Annotated in this window: 17 protein-coding genes; 9 read left to right on the plus strand and 8 right to left on the minus strand. The window is 70.1% G+C overall.

Translation table 11 applies throughout. The annotated features are described in order from the left end of the window. Nucleotides 1–148 precede the first annotated feature (148 nt). On the minus strand, nt 149–808 hold the full coding sequence (locus tag VGJ96_08140; GenBank protein HEY3287074.1) for a DNA-3-methyladenine glycosylase: 660 nt from the start codon (nt 806–808) through the stop codon (nt 149–151). Nucleotides 809–819: 11 nt separating this feature from the next. Further along, nucleotides 820–2592, minus strand: coding sequence for an NYN domain-containing protein (locus VGJ96_08145; protein ID HEY3287075.1), 1773 nt, complete (start codon nt 2590–2592; stop codon nt 820–822). Between the two features lie 459 nt (nt 2593–3051). On the opposite strand from VGJ96_08145, the gene VGJ96_08150 reads away from it, so the two are divergent. The 6 genes from VGJ96_08150 to VGJ96_08175 all read left to right on the plus strand — a co-directional run bounded on the left by VGJ96_08150 (nt 3052) and on the right by VGJ96_08175 (nt 8758). Then, a complete protein-coding gene (locus VGJ96_08150; protein ID HEY3287076.1) occupies nt 3052–4215 on the plus strand; it encodes an ATP-binding protein in 1164 nt (387 codons plus the stop codon). Between the two features lie 15 nt (nt 4216–4230). After that, nucleotides 4231–4503 (plus strand): hypothetical protein, encoded by a 273-nt coding sequence (locus tag VGJ96_08155; protein HEY3287077.1) that lies wholly within the window; start codon nt 4231–4233, stop codon nt 4501–4503. Next, nucleotides 4500–4847, plus strand: a complete 348-nt coding sequence (locus VGJ96_08160; protein HEY3287078.1) for a hypothetical protein — start codon at nt 4500–4502, stop codon at nt 4845–4847. Before VGJ96_08155 ends, VGJ96_08160 begins: the two co-directional genes overlap by 4 nt. Nucleotides 4848–4854: 7 nt before the next feature. Next, nucleotides 4855–6228, plus strand: a complete 1374-nt coding sequence (locus tag VGJ96_08165; protein ID HEY3287079.1) for a sigma-54 dependent transcriptional regulator — start codon at nt 4855–4857, stop codon at nt 6226–6228. Nucleotides 6229–6386: 158 nt separating this feature from the next. Further along, a complete protein-coding gene (locus VGJ96_08170) occupies nt 6387–8090 on the plus strand; it encodes a hypothetical protein (protein HEY3287080.1) in 1704 nt (567 codons plus the stop codon). Then, entirely contained in the window at nt 8090–8758 is a 669-nt protein-coding gene (locus VGJ96_08175; protein HEY3287081.1) for a hypothetical protein, read from the plus strand. The genes VGJ96_08170 and VGJ96_08175 overlap by 1 nt, the downstream gene beginning before the upstream one ends. A gap of 21 nt (nt 8759–8779) precedes the next feature. Here the strand turns inward: VGJ96_08175 and VGJ96_08180 are convergent, their stop codons facing one another. The 4 genes from VGJ96_08180 to VGJ96_08195 all read right to left on the minus strand — a co-directional run bounded on the left by VGJ96_08180 (nt 8780) and on the right by VGJ96_08195 (nt 13999). Beyond that, the gene (locus tag VGJ96_08180) at nt 8780–9355 is read right to left on the minus strand and encodes an HNH endonuclease (protein HEY3287082.1); all 576 of its coding nucleotides are present in this window, start codon (nt 9353–9355) and stop codon (nt 8780–8782) included. A 44-nt stretch (nt 9356–9399) separates the two neighbouring features. Continuing rightward, complete coding sequence (locus VGJ96_08185; protein HEY3287083.1) at nt 9400–10359, minus strand: branched-chain amino acid transaminase; 960 nt, start codon at nt 10357–10359, stop codon at nt 9400–9402. A gap of 131 nt (nt 10360–10490) precedes the next feature. Continuing rightward, complete coding sequence (locus VGJ96_08190) at nt 10491–11846, minus strand: amidohydrolase family protein (protein HEY3287084.1); 1356 nt, start codon at nt 11844–11846, stop codon at nt 10491–10493. Beyond that, nucleotides 11843–13999: a penicillin-binding protein 1A gene (locus VGJ96_08195; protein HEY3287085.1), complete on the minus strand. Its 2157-nt coding sequence runs from the start codon at nt 13997–13999 to the stop codon at nt 11843–11845. Before VGJ96_08195 ends, VGJ96_08190 begins: the two co-directional genes overlap by 4 nt. A 170-nt stretch (nt 14000–14169) precedes the next feature. Here VGJ96_08195 and VGJ96_08200 point away from each other — a divergent pair, with 170 nt between their 5' ends. The 3 genes from VGJ96_08200 to tyrS all read left to right on the plus strand — a co-directional run bounded on the left by VGJ96_08200 (nt 14170) and on the right by tyrS (nt 17745). Then, nucleotides 14170–15222, plus strand: a complete 1053-nt coding sequence (locus VGJ96_08200) for an NAD-dependent epimerase/dehydratase family protein (GenBank protein ID HEY3287086.1) — start codon at nt 14170–14172, stop codon at nt 15220–15222. Further along, nucleotides 15201–16421, plus strand: coding sequence for a hypothetical protein (locus tag VGJ96_08205; GenBank protein HEY3287087.1), 1221 nt, complete (start codon nt 15201–15203; stop codon nt 16419–16421). The genes VGJ96_08200 and VGJ96_08205 overlap by 22 nt, the downstream gene beginning before the upstream one ends. A gap of 64 nt (nt 16422–16485) precedes the next feature. Continuing rightward, a complete protein-coding gene (gene tyrS, locus VGJ96_08210; GenBank protein HEY3287088.1) occupies nt 16486–17745 on the plus strand; it encodes a tyrosine--tRNA ligase in 1260 nt (419 codons plus the stop codon). Between the two features lie 27 nt (nt 17746–17772). Here tyrS and VGJ96_08215 read toward each other — a convergent pair whose 3' ends face one another. Further along, nucleotides 17773–18486, minus strand: a complete 714-nt coding sequence (locus VGJ96_08215) for a DNA alkylation repair protein (protein ID HEY3287089.1) — start codon at nt 18484–18486, stop codon at nt 17773–17775. Continuing rightward, nucleotides 18483–19637, minus strand: coding sequence for an aminotransferase class V-fold PLP-dependent enzyme (locus VGJ96_08220; GenBank protein ID HEY3287090.1), 1155 nt, complete (start codon nt 19635–19637; stop codon nt 18483–18485). Before VGJ96_08220 ends, VGJ96_08215 begins: the two co-directional genes overlap by 4 nt. Nucleotides 19638–19655 lie beyond the last annotated feature (18 nt).

Raw genomic sequence — 19655 nt, forward strand, 5'->3', positions numbered from 1 at the left:
TCCCCGTTCAGGCTGACTGATGGCGGATGGCCGAAGGCAGATGGCGGATGGCAGATGAGGGCGGGCTCCTAGACGGGGCCCGCCCCTTTTCTGCGTCATCCAGGTCGCTGCCATCGGCCATCAGCCATCAGCCATCAGCCATCGGCCATCACCTTCCCGCAACAGATCGCAGCACCCACCGCAGCGGCCACTCCCTGGCCTTGGTGATGCCGATGCGGGGCGTCACTTCGACCTCGGCATCAGAGACGGGCGTCCCGTGGAGGATGCGCAGCGCGCTGCCCCGCACGAGGTCGGCACCGTGATGCGCGGGGCCGTCGATGCCGAATGCGACGCACAGCTTGCCTGGCCCGTCGGCGAGCGCATGGTCGGCAATCGTGCCGCCGCGACGCCGACCGCGCCGTCGCGCCCGCATGGCGTCCAATCCGGCGACGGGAAGCGTGCCGCGAATGAGCACCGCGCTCGGCAAGCCTTCGGCGCGCGTGACCGCGTTCACGCACCAGTACATGCCGTAGATGAAGTAGACGTAGGCCGTACCGGGCGGTCCGTAAAGCCCCGCGGTGCGCGCGGTGCGACCGACGGCCGCGTGGCAGGCCGGGTCGTGCTCGCCCAGATACGCCTCGGTCTCGCTGATGATGCCGCGGACGGTCACGCCGTCGCGGGTGCACTCGAGGACGCGGCCAATCAGGTCGCGGGCCACGACCTCGGTGTCACGCGCGTAGAAGGCGCGCGGGAGTGCGCGCAACGAGAGACGCCGCGCCCCGACGTGGGGCGCGGCGTTCTCGGGCGGGCCGGTGCGTGCGCGCCGCACGGCGTTGGGGGCTAGGCCTTCTTGGCGCGCGGCTTGCGGGCGCCCTTGGCCTTCGGGGCAGCCTCAGCCGCGGCTGGCTCGGCCTTCGCCTTCAGTTCCGCCTTCAGTTCCGCCTTCGGCTCCGCCTTGGCGACAGGCTTCCGCCCACCGCGTCCCTTCTTGGGCGCGGCAGCGGCCGGCGTCTCCGCGGCAACGGCCGCGACCACCGGCTGGGCCGGTGTGTCATCGACGACGCCGAGGAGGAGGAGCGACGGCGGCACCTTCGCCGCGCGCGCGCCCTTGGCCGGCAGCCCGCGTCCCGCGCCGACACCGCGCGGGGCCGGAGCGGCGGCCGGAGCGGCCGGCGCGTCGGCCTTGGCCTGCGCCTCCGCCGCGGTCAGTTGATCCGCGACGCTGACAACGCCCTCGACGCGCGAGACTTCGAACGAGTCGCCGCGGCGGCGCACGTCCACCACCCCTGCATCGTGCGTGTCACGCAGGATGCGCGTGAAGTTCCGATCGCTGAGCGACTCGCTGTCGCGGCCCAGGAACTCACGCGCCTTCACCCGCACGGCTTCGGCCATGACCGAGGCGTCGCCCTTGGCAAGCGCCTCGACGGCCCGACGCACGAGCGAGAAGGCCTCGTCGCGGGTCAGGCGGACGCCAGCGACTCCAACGGTCGCATCGATGGCCGGCGTGGCGTGCTTGCGCTCGTGCCGCGGATGCGGCGCGGCGGGCGCGTGGGCTGGCGTCGCCGGCGCGCTGACAGGCGCCACACTCGGCGCCGCGACGGCGGCAGCGGCCGGGGCAGCGGTTTCAGCCGTCGCGTCCGGACGCGGCTCACCACCCTTGCTGTCGCGATCGCGGCCACGGCCGCGACCGCCACGACGGCCGCGACGACCGCGCCCTTCTTCCTCGTCGCGCGACACGACGGCCGCCGGCGCCGCTTCGGCCGCCTTGGGCGCGTCCTTGCGCGGCATCGACGGCAGCGCCACCTCGAGCTGGCCATTCTCGAGCTTCGTCAGCAGGATCAGCCCCTTGTGCGAGGCCTCCTGGCAGAAGCGGGAGAACTTCGACATGCCGAGGTTCTTCTCGTCGAAGGTCGGGTCGATTTCCTGCATGACCTGCTTGAGCCGGTCGGAGCGCATGACGTCGCCGTTCTTCGACATCCGCGTGATCGCCTCGGTGACCAGCTCCCAGGGATCCCACTTCTGCGCGGTGGCCTCATCGCTCGCCTTCACGAGGCCGGCGAGCGCGTTGTAGCTGTAGTACTCGTCGCAGTTCTGCACGAGCAGGTCGCTCGACGACTCGCGGATGCCGACGCCGATGACGTACTTGCCGTACTCCTTGAGCTTGAGCACGAGCGACGAGAAGTCGGAGTCGCCGGACAGCAGGATGTACGTGCCGATCTCCGGGCGGGTGAAGACGAGCTCGATGGCATCCACCGCAAGGCGGATATCCGTGGCGTTCTTCTTGGACGAGCCATAGGCCGGGGCGAAGATCAGGTCGATGGACGATTCCGACAGCGGCACGATGTACTGCGGATAGCGTCGCCAGTCGGCGTAGGCGCGCTGGACCGCGACCTTGCCGCTGATGATGTCCGACGAGAGCAGGTTGCGGAGTTCGGTCTGGAGGTCGGACCGGATGCCCATCGTGACATTGTCAAAGTCGATGAGCAGGGCCGCGTTGGGCGCGGCGTGCGGCGCGGTGAGGCCGGCGGCGGCGTGCGCCGCGGCCTGCGGTCCGCGGTGCAGCGGAGCGACAGGAGCACGGAGCGGAGCGCCCCGGAGGTGAGGTTTGTGCATTCCATCTCGCGTTGGCCGGGCACGAAGGCCCGGGGGCGAGCGCGCTTGCGAGATCCGATGGGATCTGGCGTGGCGCGGCAGGCCCGTGGTTGGTATGCCCCACGGAACTCGACGGGAGCGCCGTTGTGGCGGCTGGCCGTCGAAAATCTGCGGGTGCGGAAGGAGCCGCGAGCGCGCTCGAACTGGTATGCCGGCGGTGCCGGAAGACGCGGGGAGCGCGGACGCTGGGTGGCTCCGAAGACACGGGCGAAGCTGGTGATCAGCGATCATCGGCAACGTCCGGGACTTCTGGTTGAGGAATGTAACCTGATTGGGGGTCTGGCGGCACCCTTCGCCATCACCCTGGTGGCCGCAACCCCGCGCCGGTAGCAAGTTTCCGGGGGCCGTGTCTAAACGAAACTCCCCCGGATTCTCCCCGTACCTACTCCTGTGGCTCTCGGCTTCCGTGCGCGACTCTTCGTGATCCTGGCGCTTTTCGCGCTGGTGCCGTCGGTCGTACTGACGGCGGCATGGGGCGGGGCCACGATGCGCGTGCTGCCGCGCATGAGCGGGGCGGCGGCGTGGGACAGCGCGGCCGCTTCCGGCTCCAGCGCGGTACAACTGGCCTTGCAGACCCCCGGATCGGCCGAGGCGCGGGCGGCGCTGGAGCGGCACCAGCTGGAACTCTCGAGCTCGGTCATTCAGGCCCGGCGCTTTGAGTACCTGGCGCGCCAGACCGGGCCGGCGTTGCTGGCGATCGGACTCATGCTGCTGGCGTTGCTCACCTATCTCGCGTCGCGCGGGGCCGGTCATCTGAGCCGGCAACTGAGCCGGCCGCTCGACGAACTCGTCGGCTGGACGGAACGAATCGCGCATGGAGAACCGCTGCCGGCGCACGGGGGACAGCGCGGCGCGCCGGAGTTCGGGGTGCTGCGCGACCGGATGCGCGAGATGGCTGACGAACTGCAGCGCGGACGGGCGGCGGCGATTGCGGCAGAGCGCCTCGAGGCCTTCCGCGAGTCGGCGCGCCAGGTGGCGCACGAACTGAAGAACCCGCTCACGCCCATCCGATTCGCGATCGCTCGCCTGCGGCGCGACGCGCCCGCGGAACTCCAGGAAACGCTCGATGTCCTTTCGACCGAGAGCGAGCGGCTGGAGGCGATGGCGCGGAGCTTCAGCCAGTTCGGCCGCTTGCCCGAAGGCCCGATGGCGGCGCTCGACCTCGGCGACATTGCGCGTGAGGCGGCGCGGACCAGCGTGCCGGAGTCGATGACGCTCGCCATCGAAACCGAGGAGCGCCTGCCGCTCGTACAGGGGCAGCACGATGCCCTGCACCGCGCGTTCGCCAACGTGCTGCTGAATGCGGTGGAGGCCAGCAACGCGTCGGGCCGGCTGGACGTGCGGGTCGGGCGGCGGGGCGCGCAGGTGGTGGCCGCGGTGCGCGATCACGGGTGTGGCATCGCGTCGGAGCGCCTGCCGCGCATCTGGGACCCGTACATGACGGACAAGACGGCGGGCACCGGACTGGGGCTGGCGATCGTGAAGCAGACAGTAATGGCGCACGGCGGACACGTGGAAGCCGACAGCGCCATTGGCGAAGGAACCGAAATCCGCATGGTCTTCCCGGCCATGGGTGAACCCTGAGGAAGGAGCAGCCACATGGGACCCGATATCATTGTGCCCATCTCGGGAATGATCATGATCGTCGCGCTGGCCATCGGCATTCCGCTGGTGCGCGCGAAGATTCGCCGTGAAGAACGCGGCATCTTCCCGGCCGCCGACGCGCAAGCGGCCCAGCGGCTGGCGCGCATCGAGGCCGCCGTGGAATCGATCGCCATCGAGGTGGAGCGGATATCCGAGGCGCAGCGCTTCACCACCAAGCTGCTAGCGGAGCGGACCCCGGCGCCGAACCCCGTGGAGCCGGCCCGATGATGCCTGCGATCGCATTCGCGGAACTCGTGCCGATGGCGACGCACGGCGCGCCGGAGGTGCACCTGGCGATGATCCAGCCGGGAGAGGTGATGGTGGCGGCCATCGTCTTCGGCACGATGGGGACGGTGCTGTACCCGCTGGCGCGCGCGCTCGCGCGGCGGCTCGAGGGCGGCCGGCCGGGCGTCCCCCTCGGCCTGCAGGGCGTGGAGGACCGGCTCGATCGCATCGAGCGCGCGGTCGAGTCGATCGCGCTGGAAGTCGAGCGGGTGTCGGAGGGGCAGCGCTTCGTCACCAAGCTGCTCGCCGAGAAGGCCCCGATGCGAATCCCTCCCTCCGACGCGTGAGCGACGCATGCCGTCCGTCCTGATCATCGACGACGAGCCCAACATCCGCCGGATGGTGGGTGCCTTGCTCGAGGCCGAGGGCTTCGAGGTGCGGGACGCCAGCGACGGGCAGGCGGGGATCGCACGCGCGCTCGACTGGGAGCCCGACCTCGTGCTCCTCGACCTGATGATGCCGGGGACGCTCGACGGCATGGCGACGCTCGAGCAGCTGCGCGAGCGGTTTCCCGAGCTCCCGGTGGTGATGATGAGCGGCCGCGCGGGGCTGGCCGACGCGGTGAAGGCGACGCGACTGGGCGCGGTGAACTTCCTCGAGAAGCCGCTCACGCCGGAGGGCGTGCTGCTGGCGCTCGCCGGCGCGCTCGAGCTGCGCATGGCGCGCCGGGAGCGGAGCGCCCTGCGCGCCGATCTCGGCCTCGCGGGCGAGCTGGTCGGCGAGAGCGGCGCCCTTCGCACGGTGCGGGAGATGATCGCGCGCGTCGCCCCCACCGATGCCCGGGTGCTGATCACGGGCGAGTCGGGAACCGGCAAGGAGCTCGTGGCGGCGGCGATCCATGCCGAGAGCGCGCGGCGCGAGAAGCCGTTCGTCCGCGTGAACTGCGCCGCCATCCCGCGCGACCTCGTGGAGAGCGAGATGTTCGGCCACGAGCGCGGCGCCTTCACCGGCGCGAGCGAACGGCGGCTCGGCCGCTTTGAGCTGGCGCATACGGGGACGCTCTTTCTCGACGAAGTCGGCGACCTTGGCCCGGAGGCGCAGTCGAAGCTGCTCCGCGCCATCGAGGCGCGCGAAATCGAGCGCGTGGGCGGCGGGCGGTCGATCAAGGTGGACGTGCGCATTCTCGCGGCGACGAACCGCGACCTGGAGCGCGCGGTGCGGGAGGGACACTTCCGCGAGGACCTGTATTTCCGCCTCAACGTGATCCCGCTGCCGATCCCGCCGCTGCGCGAGCGCCCGGATGATGTGCCGGCCCTGGTGCGGCACTTTGCCGCGCTGCAGCGCCGGCGTTCGGCGCAGCCGATGCCGATCTGGACCGCTGAGTCGATCGCGGCGCTGTCGCGTTACCGCTGGCCCGGCAACGTGCGGGAGCTGGCCAACATCATCGAGCGCCTGAGCATCCTGCACGCCGGCAAGCCGATCGGCGAGAGCGAGGTGCAGGGCGTCCTGCCGCTCGTTCCACTGTCGGCGCCGTCGCTTCCGGACCTCGTGCAACCGGAGCTTACGCTGAGCGACGCGCTCGACGAATACGAGAAGCTGCTCATCACGCGGGCGCTCTCCGCGGCGAGCGGCGTCGTGGCCGAGGCCGCGCGGCGCCTTCGCACCGACCGCCCCAACCTCTACCGGCGCATGCGGCGTCTTGGCCTTCAGCCCGAGAATGGCGAGTGACGAAACGACACGCCAGTGACCTCTTCGTGCGACGCACGCGCCGTGGCAACGACGCGGAAGCGCGGCAAGCGCATGGGCCAGCATCGATTGCGCGTACGGCGCGCCGGCGGCACGCCCTCTGCTTTCTGGCGGGTATCTCCCGCACTCAAGGACGGACGATGACTCGCATGAAAGAGGGCGCGCTGCTGGCGATGGGACTGCTGGTCGCCGTTTCCGGCATCGGCGCGCAGCAGCGTGAGGCGCCGGCGCGGAAGGCGGCGGTCGCCGCCATCGCGACGTACAATTCCGAGCGCACGATGCGCGTGACGGGCGTGCTCGACGTCGGCGCCGAACGCACGGTCAACGGTGACGTGGCGGTGCTCAACGGTCCGGTGCATGTGGCCGGCCGCATCACGGGAACGCTCGCCGCCATCAATGCCGATGTGCGACTGGAGCCCGGCGCGTCCCTCGGTGGACTCGTGGTGGTGGGCGGCACGATCACCGGCCGCGACGGCGCGACGGTGCTGGGCGACGTGCTGCACCAGCCCGAACTGCTGCGATATCACCTCGCTGAGCAGCAACTGGTGGCGGAAGACGAACCGACGTACGACGAGCAGTGGTGGAGGCGGCGGGCGCGCCATCGGCCGCCGCCGGATGACCGGTCGTGGCAGGATCTCACCTTCACGAGCGCGCACACCTACAACCGCGTCGAGGGACTGCCGATCCTGTTTGGTCCGCGCATTCGCCAGATGACCGACTGGGGCCGGTTCACGCTCGACGCGTTCGGCGTGGTGCGCACGGCGGGCCCCATCCGGTGGGATCGCGGCACGCTCGGGCACGACGTGACCGGCGAACTGCAGCTCGGCCGCAAGCTGGGCGTGGGCGTTGGGGGCCGCACGTTTGACATCGTGGACCCGGTGGAGGGCTGGCAGCTGGGGGACAACGAGAGCGGCCTTGGCGCGTTCGTCCTGCATCGCGACTTCCGCGATTACTACCGCCGGCACGGCGGCGAGGGCTTCGTGAAGCTCCATGCGGGCGTCGATGCCGACCTCACGTTCGCGTTTGGCGACGAACGATGGGAGAGCGCGCGCGATCGTGATCCCGTGTCGCTGTTCCGCAACGGTGACCCGTGGCGCCGTAATCCGGCCATGGATGAAGGGACGATGCACCTCGCAACCACGCGGTTGCGCGTGGACACGCGCCGCCGCCTGAGTCCGCTCTGGGGTGGCTGGTACATCGACGCCGACGTGGAGCGCGGCACCGGAACGCTCGCCCGTGACCCGGGGCTGCTGACCGTCATCCCGCGTCCCGAGCCGGTGGCGTACACCCGCGGGTTCGTGGATGCGCGTCGCTACACGCGGCTGACGCCGGGCGCGGCGCTCAACCTGCGGTTCGTGGCCGGCGGCTGGATGTCGGGCGACCGGCTGCCGACGCAGCGGCGCCTCTCCGTGGGCGGTCCCGGCACGCTCCCCGGCTACGACTTCCGCCGCTCGTGGCGCGTGGATCCCGACGTCCTGACCTGCGGCGGCACTTCGCTCCCCGGATCGCCGGCGCTGTGCGACCGCATCATGCTTTTCCAGGCCGAGTACCGCAGCGACTTCCACGTGGGGTGGGTGCGCAACGACGTGCGCGACGACTGGTGGCGCCCGGGTTTCAACCGCCGCGCGGCGTGGGTGCTGTTTGCCGATGCGGGGCGCGGCTGGACCGTCGGCACCTTCGGGCCCACGAGCTACGCGAAGGATGACGTGCCGCCGCTGTCCACGTTCCGCGCGGACGTGGGTGCCGGCATCGACTTCGGGTCGTTCGGCGTCTATCTCGCCAAGGCGACCAGCACCGCCTCGGAGCCCGTGAACGTGATCGTCCGAATCCAGCACCGCTTCTGATGACACGCCGCCTGCGCCGCGCGCTCCTGTTCACCGCCGTGCTCCTGTGCACGGCGGTGAGCGCCGCGTCGCCGCAGGGACGGCCCGCCTTGTCCATCGCTCCGCCGGCGGCCGATCAGCTGACCAGTGCGGGGCCGGTGGTGGTGGCATCGCACATGCTGACGGGGCGCAAGCTGCAGGAACTGCTCGCCAGCGGCTTCCCGGCGCGCCTGCATTTCACCGTCGAACTCTGGAGCGTTGGCGGCTGGGTGAACGACCTCGAACGCATGACCGAGTGGGACGTCGTCGTGCGTCGCCTGCCCGTGGAGAATGTGTACGAGGTGATGCAAGTCGTCGGCGACCGGCCGTTCTCGCTCGGCAAGTTCACGCTGCTGGCCGACGCCGAGGCGGCCGTGGCGCGACCCACGCGGGCGCCGATCATCGCGCATGGCGGGGCGAAGCGGTTCTACTACCTCGCGTCGCTGTCGGTGGAGACCCTCGCGCTGAGCGACCTCGACGAGGTGGAGCGGTGGCTGCGCGGCGAGTTGCGGCCCGCGGTGCGCGGCGAGCGGAACCCCGGTACCGTGTTCGGCCGCGGCCTCAAGACGCTCGCGTCACGGCTGCTGGGCGGCGAGCGACGGGAGTACGCGGCGCGGACGAAGGTGTTTAGTGCGGACGGGAGGCGGTAGACGGAAGACGGGAGCCGGCGGCTATCGCCGGCCGCCGTCCACGGTCCGCTCGACCTCGTGCAGCATCGCCGCGCCGTAGAACAAGCGGATGTACTTGCTCTGCGTCGGCGTGAGCTTGCGCACGGCCCACGAGAGGTGCACGAAGTGCGGTTCGACCGGGTCGTGCAGCAAGCGCATGCCGATCTCGGACGGCAGGTGGTTCGCCTTGCGGGTGTTGCACGAGCTGCACGCCGTGACGACGTTGGTCCAGGCGTTGTCCCCGCCCCGCGAGAGCGGCACCACATGATCGCGCGTGAGCGACTCGCGCGGCTTGAGCACCGCCGACACGCGGCCGCAGTACTGGCAGCGGTAATGGTCGCGCGCAAAGAGGAAGGTGTTCGTGACGTGGCGCCGGAAGCGCCGCGGCACGTGCACGTACTTGGTGAGGCGGATGACGATGGGATGCGGGAAGTGCTGGTTCGCGGAGCGCACCACGCGCGCGCGATCGGCTTCCACGATCTCGGCCTTGCCGTCAATGACCAGCCGCAACGCCCGGCGCATCGGCACGAGCGTCAGCGGTTCGAACGACGAATTGAGGGCAAGGCAGCCGACGAGCACCTAATCCTCCGAGAGGGACAGAGTGATGCGCGGCGGCTGCATGGTCATCTACTCGCGGTCGCCGGACTGGGAACGGGGGTGAGCCAGCCGTACGGATCGGGGATCCGGCCTGCCGCTATCCCGAGGTACTTTTCCTGGATGGCCTTCGTCACGGGGCCGCGGTGCCCTTCGCCGATCGTGATGCGATCGATCGAACGCACCGGGGTCAGTTCGGCCGCGGTGCCGCAGAAGAAGACTTCATCCGCCACATACAGCATCTCGCGCGGGATCGCCGACTCGCGCACCTCGACGCCGAGGTCCGCGGCGATGCGCATCACCGAGTTGCGGGTGATACCCTGCAGGATCCCGGAGCCGATGGTGGACGTGTAGAGCACGCCGTCGCGCACGACGAACAGATTCTCGCCGCTCCCTTCCGACACGTGGCCCTGCACATCGAGCATGATCCCCTCGATGTAGTCGTCCACCTTCGCTTCCATCTTCGTGAGCTGTGAGCTCAGGTAGTTCCCGCCCGCCTTGGCCATCGTGGGGAAGGTGCTCCCCGCGGCGCGGCGCCAGCTCGAGACGCGCACGTCCACGCCGCGTTCGAGGGCCTCCTCGCCGAGATAGCGCCCCCAGATCCAGCAGATGATGAACGTCTCGACCGGGGCATTGCCGGGGTGCACGCCCATCTGCTGGCCGGTGCGCGCCACCAGCGGCCGGATGTAGCACTCCTTGAGTCCATTGGCGGCAATGGTGTCCACCACCGCCTCACAGAGCTCGTCCTGCGTGTATCGCAGGTCCATCCGGTAGATCTTCGCGGAGTCCACGAGCCGCCGCATGTGCTCGCGCAGGCGAAAGACCGCACCGCCGGTCGGCGTCTCGTAGCAGCGGATTCCCTCGAAGACCGACGAGCCATAGTGCACCACGTGACTCATCACGTGGATGGTGGCATCCTGAAAGTCCACGAGCTGGCCGTCTCGCCAGATCTTGCTGGTGGCGCCGCTCGCGGGTGGGGTATGAGACACGGGATGGGGCTCCGTTTAGATACAGAGTACGACAGAGTACGACAGAGTACGACAGAGTACGACAGAGTACGACAGAGTACGACAGAGTACGACAGAGTACGACAGACAACGGCGCTTGAGGCCTTCGAATTCTACTGTCCGGGGTCGGCGCGGCGCCAGCGTCCGAGCGCTTCTGCGGTGTGCTGCACGCGCCGCGCCAGTGACTCGTCCGCATGCAGAACTGCACCGTCGCGCACGCGAAGCCGTCCGGCAACCACCGTGCGCACGGCAGGGGTTCCCCCGGCATGCACGACGGCGGCGGCAATGTCGTGCACGGGCCCCGTGGCGTCGTGCAGCGCGAAGGCGGCCAGGTCTGCCTGATACCCCTCGGCCAGCACGCCGATGGTGCCGTCGAGCCGCAGGGCGCGCGCCCCGCCGAGCGTCGCGAGTTCGAGCACGTGCTGGGCGGGCAGTGCGTCGGGCCGCCGGGCGCGCGAGCGCTGCTGCAGCATCGCCAGTCGCCCCTCGCCGAGGATGTCCATGCGGTTGTTGCTCGCCATCGAGTCGGAGCCGAGGCCAACCGCGAGTCCGGCCGCCAGCATGTCCGACAGCGGGGCGATGCCGTGTCCCAGTTTCGCGTTGCTCGCCGGGCAGTGCGCCACGCCGCAACGGTGCTGCGCCATGCGCGCGATGTCGGGCGCGTCGGCGCGCACGGCGTGGATCAGGAGCGGGCCGGCGTCGAGAACGCCGCAGCGTTCAAGCAGCGCAATGGGCGAGCGGGCCCGCGCCTCGACGTCGAGTCCGCGCGAACGGAGAAAATCCGCGAACGGCCCCTGCGCGCGTTCGACGAGCCGCGACTCCTCCTCGCTCTCGGCGATGTGCACGGCCACCGGCAGGTGCTCCGGCGCGGCGTATGCCGCGACGGCCGCGAAGAGCGCGTCGCTCACGCTGTACGGGGCGTGCGGCGAGACGCCGACCTTCACCAAGGCCGTTTCGTGAGCGCGCATCGCCTGGACCTTCTCGCGAAGTCCCGCGAGCGAAGTCTCCACCTGCCGCGGATCGGGGCCGAAGACCTCACGGAAGGCGATGCCGCGCGCGCCGAGTTCGCGCAGGGCGTCAAAGGGCGCCGACGAGTCCCCCGTGTCGGCGAAGGTCGTGATGCCGGCGCGCAACCCCTCCACCACGCCCAGGCGCGCGCTGTCGAGAAGTGCCGCGTCGTCGAGCACGAAGTGTCGCGCGCGGGTGAGGGTGCGCACCCAGTCGAAGAAGGCGAGCTCCTCGAGGAAACCGCGCATTACCGTGAGTTCCAGGTGCGTGTGCGCGTTCACCAGCCCGGGCAGGAGGACGGCATCGCCGAGGTCGTCATCGACGCCGCCGGCGGGAGCGTCCGCGCGCGGGCCCACCCAGGCAATGCAATCGCCGTCGACGACCACCGTGCCGTCCGCGATGGGCGGCGTGGCCACGGGCAGCACCCAGCGCGCGTGATACCGGGTGCGCCGGGCGCTCATGGGCGGCGCGCCGGCGCGCCCGGTGGCGCGCCGGGCGGAACCGTCTTGGGACGGGCCGGCCGGGTGTCCCTCACGGGTGCGGGGCGCTCGCCGGCCGCGCGCGGCGGACATTCGGCAATCGGCTCCGTCCCCGGGATGAACCACTCGTAGTACGCATCGCCGGCCGGGCAGCCCGGATTGGCGAGCAGTCCGGTGAGGTCGTCGACCTGTCGCGAGACGAGCGACGACGGACGCGGCCAGTCAGGCGGCTTGGGCTTGCGCTGGTACGCTTCGATCATGAACTGCACCCACGCGGGCGCGGCCAGGCGCCCGCCCTGCGCGTTGGGCATGATCTTCTGCGGCTTGTCGAAGCCCATCCAGACGCCGGCGACGAGATCGGCCGTGTAGCCGATGAACCAGACGTCGGTGTAGTCGTTGGTCGTTCCGGTCTTGCCGCCGGCGGGGAGGCTGAAGCCCGTATTGGCGATCGCACCGGCCGCGGTGCCGCGGCGAAGCACGTCCTTCATCATGTCGACCATCAGCCACGATTCCTCGGGCGTCAGCACCTGCTCGCGGGAGAGCTCGGCCTTCCAGAGCACCTTCCCCGCGGCGTCCTCGACGCGCAGGATGGCCAGCGGGGCGACGCGCCATCCGAGGTTGGCGAAGGTCGAGTAGGCCGCCACCATCTGCATCGGAATGACGTCCGATGATCCGATATGGATGGACGGATACTCGGGGATCGGCGTGGTGAGGCCGAATTTGCGGGCCATGTCCACCACGCTCTGTTCGCCGAGTTCCATGCCAAGGCGAATGGCCGGGACGTTGCGCGACATGTAGAGCGCGCGCCGCATGACCATGGGCCCCTCGAACTTCATGTCGTAGTTGCGCGGCTGCCACGTATCGCCGGCCACCTGCGGCAGCTCGACGGGGGCGTCATCGATGAGGTACGACGGTGGCCGCCCGCTCTGGATGGCTGTCGCGTAGACGATGGGCTTGAACGTCGAACCCGGCTGGCGCAGGGCCTGCGTCATGCGGTTGAACTTCGAATCGTCGTAGTCGCGCCCGCCGACCATCGCGCGCACGGCGCCGTTGCGCGGGTCGAGCGCGACAAAGGCGCCCTGCAGGTACGGCGTGACGGCGCCGGGCGCGGGTTCGTCGGCCGCGGCCGACGCCGCGAGGATCTGTTCGTAGGTGCGATGCGGGAACGCACCCGCGGATCCGCTTTCGACCGCCTTCAGCTGGCGATCGAGCGCCCGCTCGGCGGCGCCCTGCAGCTCGAGATCCAGCGTGGTGTAGACGCGCAGGCCGTCGGTGTAGATGCGTTCGCCGAACTTCTCCTCGAGCAACTGGCGCACCCACTCCACGTAATACGGCGCCACGTCGCTCGACACGCCGCGACCCCGGGCGAGGCGCAGCGGATAGGCCTTGGCCAGCGACGCATCGGCGTCGCTGATGGCCCCCTCGCGGCGCATCAGTTCCAGCACCGTATTGCGCCGCTGGATCGCGCGGTCGGGGAAGCGGCGCGGATCGTACCGGGCGGGCGACTTGGGAAGCGCCGCGATGGTCGCCGCCTCCGGGAGATTCAGCTCGCGCGCCGACTTGCCGAAGTAGCGCTGGGCGGCGGTCTCGACGCCGTACGCGCCGCTGCCGAGATAGATCTGGTTGAGGTACAGCTCGAGAATGCGGTCCTTGCTGTACTTCGACTCGATGGCGCGCGCCACCTTGGCCTCGCGCAGCTTGCGGAGGAGCGTCTTTTCCCGCGTCAGTTTCTCGGGAAAGACGTTGCGGGCGAGCTGCATGGTGATGGTCGAGAAGCCCTGCGAATAGCCGCCGCGCAGCACGTTGGCGACGCCGGCGCCGAAGACGCGCCGCAGGTCGATGCCGTTGTGGTCGTAGAACCGGCGGTCCTCGGTGATGATGAACGCGGACTTCACCACCTTCGGGATCTGCTCCAGCGGGACGAGCGTGCGGCGTTCGAGGCCCAGTTCGGCGACGAAGCGGCCATCGGCCGCAAACAACTTGGACGTCTGCCGGGGGTTGTACTTCTCCAGCACGCTGATTCCCGGGCAGGCATTGCCGCGACAGACCAGCAGCCAACCGACCACGACGCCCACCATCCCGAGGGCGGCGAGCGCGGCGGCGGTGAGCAGGACGTAGCGGAGAGGTTTCTTCATCAGTCGCAAATCTAGCACATCGGGTGCAGGGTACAGGGAGCAGGGTGTGGTGCGGGGGATGGGGTGCGGGGTGTGGTGCAGGGTGCGGGGACGTGCGGATGGCGTTACTCGTACCCCTCACGCGGCGAATCCGCCTTCCCTCCCCCGTCCGGTCCCTTACCTTCTGAGGCATGTCACGGCTTCTCGTCACCGGCTCATCCGGCCTGATCGGCTCCGAAATGGTCGCCCACTTCGCCGCGCTGGGGTGGGAGGTGCATGGCGTCGACAGCAATCAGCGCGCGGTCTTCTTTGGCCCCGGCGGCGACACGCGCTGGATGCAGCAGCGGCTCACCGGCGCGTACAAGAATTTTCATCACCACGAACTCGACATCCGGGATCGCACGGGCGTTGACGCACTGGTGCGCGATCTCAAGCCGGACGCCATCGTGCACGCGGCCGCGCAGCCCAGCCACGACCGCGCAGCGGCCATCCCGTTCGATGATTTCGACACCAACGCGGTCGGGACGCTCAACCTGCTGCAGGCGGCGCGCACGCACTGCCTCGAGGCGCCCTTCGTGCACTTCAGCACCAACAAGGTGTACGGCGACGCGCCCAACGAGCTGCGGCTGGTCGAGCGGGAGACGCGCTGGGACTACGCCGATGCCGCATACGCGCACGGCATCGCGGAGTCCTTCCGCATCGACCAGTCCACGCACTCGGTGTTCGGCGCGTCCAAGGTGGCGGCCGACATTCTCGTGCAGGAGTACGGCCGGTACTTCGGCATGCGCACCTGCGCGCTGCGCGGCGGCTGCCTGACGGGGCCGAGCCACGCGGGCGTGGAGCTGCACGGCTTCCTCAGCTACCTGGTCAAGGTGAACGTCGAGGGCGGGCTGTACCGCGTCTTCGGCTACAAGGGGAAGCAGGTGCGCGACAACGTCCATTCGCGCGACGTAGCGCGGTTCGCCGAGGCCTTCATTGCCGCGCCGCGCGTAGGCGAGGTCTACAACCTCGGCGGCGGCAAGGGCAACGCCTGCTCGATCCTCGAGGCGTTCGCGATGGTGTCGGAGCGCACCGGCAAACCGATGCGGTACGAGTACGACGAGCAGAACCGCATTGGCGACCACATCTGCTACTACAGCGACCTGCGCAAGATGATGGCGCACTACCCGAACTGGTCCATCACGGTGCCGTTGTCGACGATCTTCGACGAGATCGTCGAGGCATGGCAGCAGCGCCTGACGTGACGGCGGTGCGACCGGAGGCGCTTCCGCGCGTGCTGCTGGTGACCGATGCGGATCTCTCGGACAGCAGCCACGGCGCCGGACGCACGCTCGTCAATCTTTTCTCGCGCTATCCCGCCGATCGGTTGCTGGCGCTCAGCGGCAACGCAACCGCTCCCTTCGTGATGGAGAGCGGTGCGCGGGTGCTGGCTGGCGCGCCCCGGTTCCCGGGCCGGATCGCCATGGCGTTGCGCCCGCACGTCGGGCACGTGGACGCCGCCTGGAGCCGCCTGGCGCCATTGCGGGGACGCCGAGCGATCGAACGCTTCGCCCCGCAGCTCGTCCTCTCGGTCGCGACGCATCCGGTGGGGGTGGCGCTGGCCGAACGGTGCCGCCGCTTTGCGCCGATGGTGACGTACCTGATGGATGACTGGGTCGCGTTCGACGCGGGCGTTCCGCTCGTGTTCGACACGAGGCGGCGCGGCCGGCAGCTGCTGCGGGACTCCGTGGCGTGGCTCGGCATCTCGCCCGTCCTGCTCGAGTCCACCCGTGCCTTTTCGGAGGTCGACCGGCCGGCGCAGGTGGTGCACAACCCGGTGCGCATCGGCACCGGTGAACCCGCCGCGCTCGCCGCGCCGCGAACGGGGCGGTTCCGCGTGGCGTATGCGGGTTCGGTCTGGCCGATGCACTGGGACGCGGTGGCCGCAATCGCGCAGGCGGTCAAGCGCCGGCGTGACGAGGGCACCGACATCGAGTTTGTCCTCTTCACGGGCCGATACTTCTGGGACCGCTATGCGGCGGACTGGCGACGGTGGGGAGTCGCGGACGGGGGCCTCGTCCCCTACGACGCGCTCGGTGACGCGCTCGGCGGTTGCGATTTGCTGCTCGTCGCGTCGTCGTTCGAGCCGTCGCAGGCACACATGTCACGCTCGTCGGTGCAGACGAAGGTGACCGATTACATGGCGGCGGGCCGTCCGATCCTGGCGTGCGGGCCGCATGACTCGGCGTCGAACGATTTCCTGCGACGCCACGCGTGCGCGCTGTTCGCCGAGGACCCGGCGCCGACGGCCATCGACGGCGTCCTGCGCGCGGCGATCGCGGCACGGGCGGACGGTCCCATCCTCGCGCGCCGCGCCTGGGACGTGGTGCGGCGCGATCACGCGCTTGAACCCGTGACCGACCGGCTCTACGCCTTCCTCGCCGACGCCGCGCGATCTCGCTGACGCGGCGCGCCGGGAGGCCGCGGCGATTGGTCAACCGTGGCATCAGGCGTCTATATTTTCCCGGATGAGCGACTTTCTCTCCGAACTGACCTGGCGCGACCTGCTCTACCAGCAGACCGAGGGTGCCGCGGCCCACTTTGCCGCGGACGCGGTCACCGCGTACTGCGGGTTCGATCCGACGGCCGCGTCCCTGCACGTGGGCAACCTGGTGCCCATCATGGGACTCGTGCACCTGCAGCGCGCCGGGCATCGCCCCATCGCGCTCGTCGGCGGTGGCACGGGGATGATTGGCGATCCGAGCGGCAAGGCGTCGGAGCGCCAGCTGCTGTCGCTCGACGAGATTGACGCGAACGTCGCCGGCATCCGGGCGCAGCTCGAACGCTTCCTCGACTTCTCGGGTGCGAGGGGCGCGCGGATGGTGGACAACGGCGAGTGGCTGCGGGCGCTGCGGGCGGTCGACTTCATGCGCGACGTCGGCAAGCACTTCACGATCAACCTGATGATGCAGAAGGACTCGGTGAAGTCGCGCCTGGAGGGCGGCATCTCGTACACCGAGTTCTCCTACATGCTGCTGCAGGCGTATGACTTCCTCGAGCTGCATCGCCGCCATGGCGTGACGGCGCAGATCGGCGGCAGCGACCAGTGGGGCAACATCACGGCGGGGACGGAACTGATCCGCCGCACCGTGCAGAAGGAAGCGCACGGCGTCACGCTCCCGCTGGTGACCACGACGAGCGGCGCGAAGTTCGGCAAGTCCGAGGCCGGCGCGGTCTGGCTCGACGCGACGCGCACGTCGCCGTACGCGTTCTACCAGTTCTGGGTCAACACGGAGGACGCCGACGCGGTGCGCTTCCTCAAGATGTTCACCCTGCTGGAACAGGATGCGATCGAGGCGTTGGCCGCGGCCCTGGCCGCGGCGCCGCACGAGCGCGCCGCGCAGCGTCGCCTGGCGTCCGAGGTGACGGCCTTCGTCCATGGCCGCGAGGCGGCCGCGCTCGCCGAGCACGTGTCGCGGGTGATCTTCGACAAGCGGGTGGATGTGATGGAGCTCCCGCTCGACGTCTTCCACACGCTGGTGCGCGAGATTCCGTGCGCGCGCTTCGCCCCGGGTCACCCGATCTCGATTCTCGACGCGCTCGAGCGCGCCTTCGGGCTGTCGCGCAGCGCCTCGCGCAAGTTGCTCCAGCAGGGGGCGGTCAGCGTGAATGGCGAGCGCCACTCCGCGGACACGCCGAACATCGACCTCGCCGGCGCGGCTTACGAGCGGTACTTCGTGCTGCGAAAGGGGGCGCGCGAAATCGCCGTGCTGGAGCTGCAGGACTAGGCCGCGCCGGGCGGGCGGCCACGGCCGCTAGGCGCCGAGGAGCGCGCGCCGGTCCCGTGGCGGCAGGTACTTGGCGCCCTCGCGCAGCGTCAGCCCCGACACATCGGCGCGATGCGCGCGCAGAAAGTCGGCCACCGCCCCGGGGTCTGTCTTGCTGATCTCGCGCAGCCCCCAGCCGATCGCCTTGCGGATGAAGAACTCCCGCTCGCCGAGCATAGGCACCGCGAGCACCGCGAACGCGCTGAACGGCGCCGCGCCCCGCTTCACGAGCGGAAGGACGGAGAGCAGGGCGGCGCGGCGCATCCAGTAATCGGGGTGACGCGCCCAGCGCGGAATCGTGCGACGCATCAGCGGCACGCGCTCGAGCATCGGGGCCGCCACCTTGAAGCAGATCCAGTCGAGGTACGCCCAGCTTCGCGACTCGCGCAGCAGGCGCGCGACGAGCGGCACATCGCGCGCCCCCAGCCGAGGCTCGGCGGCCTCGAGGAGGAACATCGCCACCGCGCGCAGCTCGTGCACGCCGGTGCCCCACAGCGCCACGACGAGCGCTCGCACCGACGCCGTGTCCGATTCCCGGACGCGCGCGATGAGCGCCTTGGCCACCCCGCGGATGGACGGCATGTCGGCGCCCAGGAAGACGAGGTCGCTCTTGAGATACGCCTTCTCGTTTGCGGCGCGCTCGACCGACCCGACGGCAGCCAGCGCGGCGCGCGTCACGCGGACTTCGCGCGCGATGTTCATCGCGGCGCCAGCGCCGCCAGCGCGATGTCGAGCTCGGCGACGGTGTTGTACAGGTGCGGCGACAGCCGGATGCCGCCCTCGCGCACGGTGTGCGACACGCCGGCGGCGGAGAGCCGGGCGCTCGCCGCCGCGAGGTCATCCACGGCGATGGACAGCAGGCCCGCGCGGCGCGCGCGATCCGCCGGCGTGATGAGCCGCACGCCCGCGCGCCCCTCGCACCACTGCACCACGTGGTCGGCGAGCGAGGCGACATGGGCCGCGACTTCCGCCGGCCCGAGTTCCAGGAAGAGGCTGAGCGACGCCGCCATCGCTTTGAGGTCGTGCATCGGTGCGGTGAAGACCTCGAACTTCCGCGCGTCGGGATAGAACGCGTAGTCGTAATCGAGGAAACGGGTGAAGTCGGCCGACGCCGGCATCGAGAGCCAACCCACCGCGGGCGGGTCGAGTTCCTGGATGAGATCGCGGTGCACGTACGCAAAGCCGGTGCCCCACGGCGAGAGCAGCCACTTCTGCGCGCCCGTGGCCAGGATGTCGATCTGGCACGCCTTCACGTCAATGGTCGCCGGGCCGAGTCCCTGTATGGCGTCGACCACGAACCAGATGCCGCGTGCCTTGCACGCGGCGCCCAGGCGCGCGAGGTCGAGCCGGGCCCCGCTCGCGAACGAGACCCAGCTGACCGTCAGCGCGCGGACGTTCGGCCGGTCGAGCGCCGCAATGATGGCGTCTTCGTCCGGGAGCCGGTGCTTCATCGGCACCAGTTCGAGGAAGACACCTTTCGCCTTCTCGAGCCCCATCCACGGATAGATGTTCGCGGGGAACTCGCCGGCGGTCGAGACGACGACGTCGCCCGCCTTGAAGGGGAGGGCGCGCGCCGCCAGGTTGACCCCCTGCGACGTGTTGGTCGTGATGGCGATCTCGTCGGGCGACGCGTTCAGCAGCCGCGCGGCACTCTCCCGCCCCTGCACGACGCCGTCCCAGAAGTACTCGAAACCGACCCGCCACAGCTCGGCGCGGTTCGCGTTCGCCTCCGCCTGGATCTCGCGGGCGCGCTGAGGCAGCGGGCCCGTCGCGGCGTGGTCCAGGTAGATGCGCTCCCCGCGCGCGGCCCAGGGAAATTCGCGCGCGCGCAGCGCCTCAACGTCGTAGCTCACGGCAATGCTCGATGCGCG

The sequence above is a fragment of the Gemmatimonadaceae bacterium genome, assembly GCA_036504815.1.
Classification (GTDB): Bacteria; Gemmatimonadota; Gemmatimonadetes; order Gemmatimonadales; family Gemmatimonadaceae; genus PNKL01.